General features: G+C 56.1%; 7 protein-coding genes and 1 other annotated feature. Of the genes, 6 read left to right on the plus strand and 1 reads right to left on the minus strand.

Annotation, left to right across the window (positions count from 1 at the left end; all coding sequences use genetic code 11):
• The first annotated feature begins 459 nt into the window (after positions 1–459).
• The 6 genes from HUK68_RS04620 (at position 460) to HUK68_RS04645 (ending at position 10,319) form a co-directional block, all read left to right on the plus strand.
• On the plus strand, positions 460–1,434 hold the full coding sequence (locus HUK68_RS04620) for a YagK/YfjJ domain-containing protein (protein ID WP_019042506.1): 975 nt from the start codon (positions 460–462) through the stop codon (positions 1,432–1,434).
• A gap of 126 nt (positions 1,435–1,560) precedes the next feature.
• Complete coding sequence (locus HUK68_RS04625) at positions 1,561–3,054, plus strand: DNA cytosine methyltransferase (RefSeq protein ID WP_141567816.1); 1,494 nt, start codon at positions 1,561–1,563, stop codon at positions 3,052–3,054.
• On the plus strand, positions 3,051–4,985 hold the full coding sequence (locus HUK68_RS04630) for a DUF262 domain-containing protein (RefSeq protein WP_019042508.1): 1,935 nt from the start codon (positions 3,051–3,053) through the stop codon (positions 4,983–4,985). Before HUK68_RS04625 ends, HUK68_RS04630 begins: the two co-directional genes overlap by 4 nt.
• Before the next feature lie 170 nt (positions 4,986–5,155).
• Entirely contained in the window at positions 5,156–7,804 is a 2,649-nt protein-coding gene (locus tag HUK68_RS04635) for a Z1 domain-containing protein (protein WP_141567817.1), read from the plus strand.
• On the plus strand, positions 7,801–8,862 hold the full coding sequence (locus HUK68_RS04640; protein ID WP_019042510.1) for a PD-(D/E)XK motif protein: 1,062 nt from the start codon (positions 7,801–7,803) through the stop codon (positions 8,860–8,862). Before HUK68_RS04635 ends, HUK68_RS04640 begins: the two co-directional genes overlap by 4 nt.
• 347 nt (positions 8,863–9,209) lie before the next feature.
• Positions 9,210–10,319, plus strand: coding sequence for a hypothetical protein (locus HUK68_RS04645; protein WP_019042511.1), 1,110 nt, complete (start codon positions 9,210–9,212; stop codon positions 10,317–10,319).
• 219 nt (positions 10,320–10,538) lie between these two features.
• Here HUK68_RS04645 and HUK68_RS04650 read toward each other — a convergent pair.
• A protein-coding gene (locus tag HUK68_RS04650; protein WP_085960132.1) for an IS3 family transposase occupies positions 10,539–11,785 on the minus strand; the annotation gives its coding sequence in 2 pieces (ribosomal slippage) (positions 10,539–11,494 and positions 11,494–11,785; 1,248 coding nt in all).
• Positions 11,388–11,504 (minus strand) — a sequence feature (AL1L pseudoknot). It overlaps the preceding gene by 117 nt.
• Positions 11,786–12,083: the final 298 nt, after the last annotated feature.

Here is a 12,083-nt window from a genome sequence, read left to right on the forward strand (position 1 = left end):
AAACTGGGACTATATTTTCATTGTTTGCTCAAGGTTTTTTGTTTGTTTTTACTTGTTTTTGATTTTGCAGTATTGGGAGTGTAGGTTATTAATAGTAAAAATATTATTTATTAATAGTTTAAGTAGTAATTGCTACTAATGCCAAATAACCATTCGAAGGTTGGTTTTTTATATTTTAAATGATAGTCTATGATTTCTAGCATCTGTTCTAGCAGATGCATAGACAGGGTAGATGTAAAAATAATAAGATCTTAGATAGCTTGACGGTGTCAGCCATTCACATGGCAGTCAGCCAGATTTTTCTTTGCCTAATGATGAAATGATAGTTTTTAACCCTAGCTACCTACTTGGTGTAGCTAGGTTACTAGGCATATTTTTACTCAAGATAAGTATCTGATGCAGAGCTCAAACTCTTAGGAGGTTTGAGCGTTTAACTTCATTCACTTACCGGGTAAATTAATGCGCTTTAACAAGGACTTCTCTCAGCAGTATATCGAATCTGATGTAGACCATGCAGTGCTGGCTGCATGGGTTTGCCAGCTCAACAAAAAGATGAAGGATATCCGGAAAGATTTGGAAGAGTACCTAGATGAAGAAAACTTCGATAGGGATTCATTTGACCAAGGTCTTGAGCAAGATCTCAATGCCTTGGTTCAGAACTGTCCCGTAGATGACCCCTTCAGCTTAGGCCAAGGTCCTAACTCTAACCCATATCTAAAGTGTTTCATTGCCAGCCTTGAGCAAGAGGTCGTGTACCAGAATGTTGATCACTTCCAGCAGGTGCAAGCAAGTCTGTTACTCCAACGTGTTCGGGATGGTCTAGAGAGTAAGGACTTCGGTGATGAGCTGGACAACCTTAAGCGCAATGAGCGTGCAACCAGCAAGTCACTGCTTCAGTACATCCTAGACCTGAAGGCGGCCTATTCCAAGCTGATGATCATTCGCTTAGACCTCTACACAGAGGATAGCGAAGGAGCTCCACGAAGCTGGGAGCGTTTGAAGAAGTATGTGGAAGACCGCTATATGAGCTCTTACGTGGGCTATGCGGTGAAGTTTGAATACGGGGAGAAAAGAGGGGTGCACATGCACACCCTGCTGTTTTTTAACGGCTCTGTCGTACGCAAGGACGTAACGATGGCCAAGGCCATAGGAGAGTACTGGAATGCTTCTGTGACCAATGGCAAGGGCGCCTATAGCAACTGCAACACTCCAGAGCACCTAAGGAACATGAGCTATCCAGCAGTAGGTACCTTTCACCAGTTTGATGAACGTACTCGCAAAGGGCTAGAGTGCATCGCTAAGTACCTCACCGAACAAGATCTCGCGGTGCGATTTGCCGTGCCAGGGCTGTCACGTACCCTGCGCAAAGGCACTATCAGGCAAGAGCAGCGCTCTCGTATTGAAAAGAGGAGGCGTATGAGTGAAAAGGCCTAGGTAGGTGTCGGTGACTGAGTGGTGAGCCGGTTTGAAGGGCAGGTATAGGCTGGTTGCAGCCAGTCCTGTGCAGCTGCTCAATAGCCGTTGTCGGCCGTACAGCGGTTATTCACTAAGACGGCCATCATGTCCCTGCCTCATTTCTGTGTACAGCAAGATGTGACAAAATACGAACATTTGAACAAGCTATATAAAATCTCGCTCGATCCGGCGGGGAAAGACGAGACCGAAGTGATTGGAACTAGTAGCGAGGCCTTCCGTTTCGTCGATCTCTTTGCTGGGCTGGGAGGCTTCCACGTCGCTCTCGATGAGTTGGGTGGACGTGGCGTGTTCGCTGCTGAGTGGGAGCCCAAGCTGAACGCCCTCTATAAGGTCAACTTCGGTATCGACGCTTGGGGTGACCTTAACGCCCTCAGCAACGACGAGATCATTGCCCGAAGTGTGCCCGATCACCACGTCCTTACCGCTGGTTTTCCGTGCCAACCGTTCTCCAAAGCAGGAGATCAACTGGGCTTCAAGGACTCCAATCAAGGGAATCTCTTCTTCAAGGTTCACGAGATCTTAAGCGTCAAGCGGCCACAATACTTCATTCTGGAGAATGTGCCCAATATCCTCAAGCACGACGGCGGCCGCACCAAGGCCACGATCATCCGCATGCTGGAAGAGCTTGGCTACTCCGTCGACGTCGAGCACTTCTCGCCCCACGAGTTCGGGATTCCCCAAGTGCGGGACCGCGCCTACTTCGTAGGTTCGCTCGAGGGGCTCGATCACTTCGAGTGGCCGACGAAGCACAAGGGTCAAACCGAAATTCGTAGTGTGTTGCGTCACGACGTACCTTCCACTCGCGCTATACCGGAACAGACGCTCCGAGCCATCGACATGTGGGGAGACTTCCTACGCCACTCTCCGGCCGAGTTGAAGCTGCCCTCCTTCCCGATCTGGGCGATGGAATTCGGGGCAACCTATCCCTACGAGGAAGAAACTCCTTCAGGGGTTTGGGCTCGCAGGCCGTTGTTGGGTATGCGAGAGATGGGCTTTAAGGGCAACTTTGGACAATCTCTCGAATGCTCTGTTGACGAACAAATCAAGAGAATACCTAGCCATGCCAACCGTGCTGGCGATTTCGATTTCCCACAGTGGAAGCGGACTTTCATCAGGCAGAACCGTGAGTTCTACCAAGCCAACCGTTCCTGGATTGATCCCTGGCTTGCAAAGTGGCGCCCTCAAGACTTTTCCTCTAGCTTCCAGAAGATGGAGTGGAACGCGCAGGGTGAAGGGCGCGACATCGACAACTTCGTGCTGCAAGTTCGTGCATCTGGACTGCGGGTCAAGCGCCCCACGACCTCCCCAAGTCTCATAGCCTTCACGCAGACCCAAGTTCCCATTCTCGGTGCTAACTTGACAGGCAAACGTCGCTACATGACCCCAGCCGAGTGTGCCGAGCTGCAGTGTCTCGGCGGCATCCAGTTGCCCGCGTCCGACCTCGACGCGTATAAGGCCCTGGGCAACGCAGTCAACGCCCGCGTCGTCAAAGCGATCGCCGAACGATTGTTGTACGGGCTCATCCGGCCCACATCAAGCATCACCCCTGACCTTGAACCATTGGGAGCTACCGCGTGACTAACCATAACGAACACGAAGACGACTTCGACGAAGAGGATCCGCGGTTCCAATTGTTGGAGAGCCTTGCCGACGGGTTGGCGACCCTCTCGGAGGCCTCAGACACGCCCAACGGCGTTTCCCCAGTGTCTTCGATGTTCAGCAGCGTCGACGTCGACTTCGCCTCCGGCGCATGGACGAACCAACTGGCTGAGATTCAAGGCTGGCTAAACCTCAGCGATGACCTCCCGCTAACGGGCGGCGAACCCTTCCTTCAGGCGCTCATCGCTGAACTCGAACTCGATCCCACCGACCTCCTCCCCCTCGGGGCTGCCTCCCCGCCGCTCTCCATCCGCGCGCTGGAGCGTCTGAGAGAGCGCGTGGACATCGCCTGCCGGCTGCAGGCCGACTTCCTCGAAGAGCTTGAGACCAAGGGCACTAGCCGTGCGACGGCCACTCAATCCTGGGCTGACGCGTGGGCCGAGTTCGACGCGCGTGAAGATGCGGTGAGCCCGGAACCGGTCACGGCAAAGGCCGCAGTCTGGCCGATCTTCCAACTCACCAAGAAGCCGCCGAACCTAACGCCGTCCTACCAGCGGGGCGACGTCTGGCGCAGCGGTGACCGGCAGTCCCTGATGGAGTCCATCCTCCGGGGCGTCCCGTTGCCCTCCATCATCCTACTGCGCACCGGATCGTCCACCCCGCACGAAGTCGTTGATGGCAAGCAGCGGCTCACGGCCATCCTCCGGTTTGTAGGAAAGCATCCTGTCGCCAAACAGAAAGTTACTGAGGTCGCCGCCCGGCACAGGGGGAAGATGTTCAACGAACAAGGACGTCTCGACGAGAAAGGCGACAGGAATCTGGCGGATCTGTTCAACGACGACTATCCAGCCTTCCGTCGTGCGTGGAAAGCGCTTGAGGGTTACGCACTCAAGGCCACGGATGAGGACGACTATTACTTCCCGTTTAAGCTTCGCACGACTGGAGATGGCGGGCTGGTCGGTCCCTACCTTGAGCCTCTCCGCGGTAAGTACTACACGCAGATTAAGGGCCGTGAGATTAACGTCGCTGGCCAACAAACCACCATCGAAGGTCTGTTCGATGACGTTGGGGATTACGGCATTCCCGTCATCGAGTACACCCAGGCCACCCAGGCTCAGATTCATGAGGTCTTTCGCCTTTACAACAAGCAGGGTGTGCACCTGAACGCTGAAGAGATCCGCAACGCGGTCTACCACGAGGTCGAACTCACCCGTGCGACTCTCGCTGCCGCCGGCGACGCCGACCCGAACAACGATGTCGCCAAAATTGCCAAGTCGTTAGCAGGGGTCCCGAATCTTGCCCGCATCGGCGAGGCGCTGACGAGCTACCAGTTCGGCGACACGCGCTACAAGCGCACGAAGGTTCTGTTATGGGTTATCTCGGTCTTGGTGTATGACACCGCTGGAAAGGATCTGGGTTCGACCAGCCGTAACATCGACCAATTACTGATCGAGATTCAAAAGTACCCGTCCCACCCGCTTGCCCAGTCCTCAACTTTGACCAAACTGTTCGAGTTGCTGTCGGACGCCGTCGAACTCCACTCATCGCACAATGAGTTGTGGTCCGAGAAATTCATGGACGGTGGCAAAGGTGCAAAGTGGCAGGAACTCCAGCTTGTGGGTTCTCTCGTAGGCATCTCCATGGCCTTGGCGGCCTCGCCGCAAGACATCGTGGACCGCATCGAGGCGAAGGGTGATGCTATCCGCGTGGCCAGCGAAGAGTCCGCGGACTGGGAACGCCCCAGTAAGACGCAGACCAAGACCCAGTGGGACTACATCGCCAGAATCAGCAAAAGTCTCCTCGAACTATTGGACATCGACCCTGATCAAGCAGCTGAGGCAGTACGTCTGAAGTTCGGGTCCTCTGGGTACGCGTCGTTGCAGCGGATGCTCATCAAACCGAAGAGTTGAGAGCGGTGCCAGGAAGTTCCCCACTCGTCGAGCACGTCTACTTCAATCCGCCAGCGCCCCAGGAGGCGGACTCGTGGTGGGCCCGCTACAAGGCTCAACTCACCGGCTTGACCGATACAGCGCGTGCCTCAGTTGAGGCAGACTCCCGCTACATTCTCCAGCGCGGAATCATGTCAGCCGACACCGCGAAACCCGAAGATTGGTCATCCCGCCGCTCGCGTACGGGACTTGTAATGGGTTCGGTCCAGTCAGGCAAGACCGCTTCTATGCTGGGTGTCTCAGCCCTGGCCATCGACAACGGCATAGACATCATCGTCGTACTCGCCGGGACCCGTCTCTCCTTGTGGCGCCAGACCTATGAGAGGCTGGTGCAGCAGTTGGACTCGGGAGAGGAGAGCGCACAGAAGATTAAACGCCGCCTACTGTGCCCACCACCGGGCATTGCACTTTCAGAGCAGGCGCATCCACTGCAAGCCACCTACCGGCTGCCGCCGGCTCAGGTTAGACAACGGTTGAGTCAGGGCAGGCCACTGATCATTGTGGCGATGAAGCAGACTGACCATCTGCATGCCTTGGCAGCAAGCCTCCGCGCCAACGTCTTTAGCGCGGTCAAGGAGCTTGATCGCTCCGTCCAAATGCTCGTGCTTGACGACGAGGCCGACGATGGATCTATTCTCGATGCCATAGTTGAGTCTTCGCAGGACCCCATTTACGGCAGATTGAAGCAGATCCCGCGTGCGATCGCTAACCTCTGGGATCCGCCTCAGGGGGCGCCTGAAAATCTTTTCTCGACTTACATCGCCTACACGGCGACACCCCAGGCCAACCTCCTTCAGGAGGACCACAACCCCCTAGCGCCGCGAGACTTCCTGATCTCTCTTCGCACGCCGCTCGATGTCGGCCATCCAGTAGACACAAGCGATCCTGGCAACCTCAACGCCCCCCGCTCATCGACCTACCCAGAGGCTGTGGGGATCCGTTCCTACTACACCGGCGGTGAGGTCTTCTACCGCCGCGCAGAGGCAGCCAAACTGTGCGTGCCCACCACCAACTCTGTGCAGCAAGATCTTGCCGACGCCGTCCGAGCTTTCTTGGTGGCGGGCGCCATCCGCCTGCACCGTTCTGGCAGGCTTGGCCCGGTATCCGCAATCACTGCCCAGTTCGACGCCGAGCACGAAGCCCTTGTCTGCGTGGTTCCTCCTCACTCGATGCTCTACCACCCCTCAGCCGCGATCACGGATCACTTCAGGGGCGCTGAGGACATCTTGCTCTGGGCAGGGATCCAGGACCGGGCGACGGCGCGAAATTTGCTCGACGCAGGTGACGCCAGGCTCCCAAACACCTTGGCGGATGACCTGCAGGCGGATCCTGCCCCATGGGCGCAATGGCTCGACAAGTACCGTGCCTCCGCCAGAGCAATCGAGGACGAGTTCGATGTCCTGCCACCGACGGTTTTCCCGGACTGGCAGACCATCGAAACCCTGCTCATCGACGAGGTGATCCCGGGGACAAGGGTCGCCGTGGTCAATAGCGACCCCAACGCTGATGACCGTCCTGCCTACGCGCCGAGCCAGGACCCGAAAACCTGTAAGTGGAGCGCCGCCCGCGACATCAGCACGATCTTCGTCTCAGGTAACGTAATGGCCCGTGGACTGACGCTGGAAGGGATGACCACGGCGTTGTTCCAGCGTTCATCTGCCAACCCCCTGGCCGACACCCAGATGCAGATGCAGCGCTGGTTCGGCTACCGCGGGTCATATATTGAGTTGTGCCGCGTCTTCGCTTCCAGCGACCAACTCTCCCTCTTCCGTGCTTATCACGATGTTGACGAAGCGGTTCGCACAGCCATCACCGAGCGCATGATGAGCGGCGCTCCTGAACCTACCGTCCTGCAAGGACTCAATTTCGAGGCCACAGGCAAGATCGCGGGCGTGGGAAACCTTCCCCTATCACCAGGGGCTCGTCCCTTCGTTACAGTCATCAATGGCAGTTGGCAGGCGGATCCCAATGCAGACATAGTGGCTGGACTCTTCGCCCGCCCCTCCAGCGACCTCGCTGTCGCTGATGTGCTGCGGGGCCGGATCCTAGACGATCCACTCGAACTTACCGAGGCCGCCGAACTCTTGGATCGCCTCACTTTCGCCGACTACCAGCCGGGAAGCAAGGGGTTCCACGCGGACTTCTGGAGCGGTATCGAAGCCCGAGCAAACGCAGTTGCCCCGCTGCGGGATTCACCTTTCTATCGCCCGCCGGGGAAGCTTGATAAGGGAGACCAGCCACGGCGTGCCTGCCCCTATTCCATCGCCGCCTACCTTCGACTATGGTCGGCCTGCCTCACTCGGCCGATCACGGGCCTTTTTGTCACCGGCCACCCCGGCGCTCTATGGTCCTATGCCGACCTCAAGCGCAAGAATGCTGAGCGACCTCGGTTCTGGATCGGCATTCGTTACGGAGATGGTGCCACCGTGTCCAATGGTCCACTGGCACTGCTCCCATTTAACATACGCGCCACCACCAAGATGGTGATCGGAGGCGAACTCAAGACGACTTGGGGAGCGAGCGACCCTAACGCCGGCCCGGACCAGTATCGCGGTGACGTCTACTTCGATTACTACCATCACCGCGCTGCCGTGCCATCGAACAGCAGCATGGCGTGGCGACCCAGCGGCTCCGACGGTCAAATCCTCTTCTACGTCAATCAACATCCGGGCGACAAGCACCCCACGATCGCAGTCGGAGTCTGCCTCCCTGCAGGAGGTCCGGAGCAGTTCTCAGCCACCCGTGCTGGGGCAACCATCGTTACGAAGGGACTCCCATGATCAGCTACGAAGCAGTTCTAAACCAGATCAACGTCGTTCCGGCAGGCACCACTGGAGATAACCGAGCCATTACCTGGTTGACCGATGCAAAGGTGGTTGGGATCGCTCGGAATAGTCGCGGTCACTTGGAGCTGTTCCTTTCAGGCGACGAGTTGAGGCCTCGGACCGGCGTAGTGAAGTCTGCAATGCACTACCACTCCTGGCACCGTGACAGCCTGCCTCCGCTGAACGCAAACCGCATTTGCTTGCCCGCGCTGGGGCATTTCGACCAGGTCGGTGCATTCATTGCCGCTGAACTGCTGCGGGAAAAAGCTGACGCAAATTTGGAGCGCGCCTTTGCCGTCACCGAGCCGCTGATTGAACTCGCCATTAAGCGCCTGGAGATCTCTGAGAACGCCATCCTCGGACTCGTCGGGGAACTGCTCCTTCTCGACGCTCTCTGCCGCCGCGCGGCCGATCCCCAGGTCGGATCAGTCGTCCTGGCTTGGGATGGCTGGCGCCGCTCTGCAAGGGACTTCAGATGGGAGGGCACGGGTGTAGAGATAAAGACCACTACTCGCGCAACCTCAAGTCACGCCATTCATGGCGTCCACCAAATCGAGCCTATCCCTGCCAGTGATGATGCCCCCGGGGAGTCGCGCCTGCTCCTCGTAAGCGTCGGCCTGCAACAGACAGATCCCAACGTGCCTGCCTTGTCGATCCCATCCCTGGTGGAGAGCATCGTCGCGCGACTCACCTCGAGCGGAGCTAGCGGTTTAGTCGACGAGCTTCTTAAACGCGTAGCCATGTACGGCTCGGAGTCGGGTATCGGATACGAGCATGCCACGATGGCCAACGAGGCGCCGTTCACAACCCCGTTTAGCGTGACTTTCGTCCGGAGCTACGATATGGCAGACCCTGCAATCGAGGTGCTGCGGCGCGATGACGTGGTCGCCCACCAGCATGTGGATGCCCAGTCGCTTACCTTCCGCGTCGAACTTCCCGCGACGATCAGCTTGAACAACCCCATCGCAGGTGCCCGACGCGTCGCTGAGGCAATCCTGGGCCTGCACAGTTAAGAAGGCTCTGCACAACGCGTTGAGAGGTATTCCAGTGCCCGGGCATGTACCTCTCCTATGCAGAGCTCAATGCTTCTCGGTCGCTGGTCGTGGAGCCGTTGAGCGGCTCCAGAGAGTCCTATCAGAGCGCTGTGCTTGATCGAAAGGACTCGGCAGGCTCTTCGCGACGAGCCGCTTTGCCCTCCAAACCCGTCGCCCGTAATTTGGTTACGATCGACTGCTCACTCTGCAAAGCAGACTTCAGTGCCTTTAGCTCTGATCCTTCTAAATGAATCCTAGACAGCGTAAGCGGGACATGCAGCGCTAGGTGGTATCTTTGATGCATCAAGGCTGCATGCGACTAAACCGTGGATAAGAAGAGAAGTTTGATAGAGAGGGAAGAGAGTAAGGTCGGATTAAAAGTTCAGCTTTTCAAGCCTGAGCAGAGCACAAACGCAGCGGTGATTGCTCCCTTGATGTCTAAGGTGCAGTCTGGAAGTATTTCCTTGGAGGTTACTCGTCACCTTGACGATGGCCAGCTCAGGCTGTGCATTGCCATGCACACGTACATGGGGCTCCTTTTAAAGGTCGCGGGACCGCATTTCGAGTGGGATGCTGCTAGGCAGTGTGCGCAGAGTTCGGCGCTTGGCGCTAGATTGTTACTGTGCGCAGACCTCTTGGATGAGTACCTAGGGTCTCGAATTCCTCTGGGTTGGAATGATGGTGATGTTCACCTTCATAGTGCTTATGTCACATTGTTTCGTGCAACAGTCGCTGTTGCTGCTGACCAGGTTCGCGGCAAGCAAGGGCTGAACTATGTGGACTGTCGCAGGTTAAAGCAAGAAGACATCGATTTGCTCAATAGGGGTGTGAGTGTTGCGTTGCGTTGGATGGCGAAGTCGCAGTCATGTGGCCTGAACAGACGCTTGTCCGTCGAGAAGACGAAGACCGAGCGCTCCATCGAGAAGTACGTCCAAACGCTGGAATCCAAACTGCCCAATGCAGTGACAGTCTTGGTGAAGATGAAGGTGCACGAAGGAGGTGGGTCCACAGAACTTAAAGCTTCATCACTGGATCAGTGCAGTGCGCTTTCGTACGTGGATTTTTTCAAAAATGCGTCTTCATACATTACGCAGTTCCAGAAGGTGTGGCCTGAAGCGTTGCTAGGAAAACTAGCAAGGGTTACGCAATCGGAGGAAGCTCGCCCGCAGTGCGTGATGCTATTTTTCCTTCCACAGGCATCGGGGCCAGCTAGTTGGAAAACACTACTGCAAGCATTTAATGTTGATTTCAACAATAAGCGTATGAGCAAAGGCGTTGCGCCAGTGCGGCTTGATGTGGCTGATTTGACCGAAGCGCTGAGGAAACAGCCAGGCTCTCCCACACAAGCTATTTATAAGCTGGTAGACGACTTGTTTGTCAAAGAGCTACGTTATAGGCGTCTCAATTTGCCCAAGGGGCGTCGCTCCTGGTCCTAGGTGGATCGGGCTGATGTAGGTATGCCACATGTCATGCTGGCATACTCCAGAATCATTAGCCTTCCCCTTTTACCGAATACTTTGCCAAGCTGTTCATGCCTGCCTCACGTCCCATTGATTTTTCCGCTGTAGTCACTGCACTGAAGGACATGGTCCCAAGTCTTACTGCTGTCTATGCTTTCGGTAGTCAGGTGTGAATCACACCGGGTTTGGTGGAGGCTAGTTTGTTGAAGTGCAGGCGTCAGCCTGCACGGTCTTGGCAACTTGCCGCCAGTAGTTTGCCTCAGCCTCCGCTGGCGGTATATGTCCTATGGATTCCAGCAATCTGCCGTGGTTGAACCAGTGCACCCATTGCAGTGTTGCCAGCTCCAGTGATTCCCGTGTTTTCCACGGCCCTCGCTTGTAGATGACCTCCGTTTTGTAAAGCCCGTTGATGGTTTCGGCCAGAGCGTTGTCGTAGGAATCTCCAGTGCTACCCACCGAAGGCATCAGGCCAGCTTCCTCCAAACGTTCTGTGTAGCGAATGGAAACGTACTGACTGCCCCTGTCGGAGTGATGAATGAGCTCCGTGTCACTTGAAGGCCGCCTTGCATACAGCGCCTGCTCCAAAGCATCCACCACAAAGTCCGTGCGCATGTGGCTACTAACCCGCCAGCCCACTATGCGGCGGGCATACACATCAATCACAAAGGCCACAAACATCTGCCCTTGCCACGTTGATACATAGGTGAAGTCTGCGACCCAAAGTTGGTCAGGGCGCTGAGCTGTGAACTGGCGGTTGACGAGGTCTAGCGGGCATGGCCTTGCTGCATCTGGACGTGTTGTGCGCACCTTCTTGCCACGCCTTGCGCCTTTCAGGCCCAGCTTGCGCATCAGTCGTTGTACGGTGCAGCGGGCAATGGGTAAGCCCTCTCGGTGCATCTGCTTCCAGACTTTGACCGTCCCATAAACCTGCCAGTTGGCATGCCACACACGTTGAATATGGGTGCAGCGTTCTTCGTCCGATTGACTGCGCTTACAGCGCAGCCACGGGCAGTTTCTTTGCTGAACCCTGCGCCTGTAGCCCGATGGGGCAATTTGCAGCAGCCTACAAATTGGCTCGACCCCATAGGCATCGCGATACTGGTCTACAAAGTCAATTAGCTCTTGATGCGACGGTCCAGCTCCGCCTGCGCAAAAAAAGCGCTCGCAGCCTTGAGGATGTCATTGGCTCGGCGCAGCTCCTTGTTCTCTCGCTCAAGTTGCTTGAGTCGCTCACGTTCATCCGTGGTCAACCCTGGCCGTTGGCCTGCATCTATTTCTTTGCGCTGCACCCATCCATGCAGGGTGCTAACAGAGCAGCCAATCTTGGGGGCTATCGACTCACATGCACCCCACAGTGATGCGTAATCCGCTTGGCATTCCTGCACCAAACGTACGGCACGTTCACGTACCTCGGGGCTAAAACGAGCAGCTTTAGTGTTCATGACTCAATCCTCTCAGGAGTTGAGCCTCCACGGAAGCCGGTGCGATTCATACTGCTGATACCAACCTTTTAATGCGTTCTTCGTTGGGTATCCCAACTGGCGGATCGTGGCCCTGACACGCAATCCAAGTCTGATGTAAAGCTCAACCGCTCGCATCCTGTCTGCGTATGTGTACATGAACTATCTCCTCTGATAGTCCAAGTTTTTGTCCGCATGCCCGGCGGGTCAGTTCTGCGTGGAAATCAACACTATTCATCTATGTGTAGGGTTTTTCGGCCGACAATGCTCCTATGGAGAG

Origin of the sequence: Comamonas antarctica, assembly GCF_013363755.1 — a bacterium.
Taxonomy (GTDB): Bacteria; Pseudomonadota; Gammaproteobacteria; order Burkholderiales; family Burkholderiaceae_C; genus Comamonas; species Comamonas antarctica.

Excerpts from the sequence above, each read along its gene's own strand:
- HUK68_RS04625 (WP_141567816.1), top strand. The coding sequence starts at position 1,561 with ATGTCCCTGCCTCATTTCTGTGTACAGCAAGATGTGACAAAATACGAA.
- HUK68_RS04640 (WP_019042510.1), top strand. The coding sequence starts at position 7,801 with ATGATCAGCTACGAAGCAGTTCTAAACCAGATCAACGTCGTTCCGGCA.
- HUK68_RS04635 (WP_141567817.1), top strand. The coding sequence starts at position 5,156 with ATGTCAGCCGACACCGCGAAACCCGAAGATTGGTCATCCCGCCGCTCG.
- HUK68_RS04620 (WP_019042506.1), top strand. The coding sequence starts at position 460 with ATGCGCTTTAACAAGGACTTCTCTCAGCAGTATATCGAATCTGATGTA.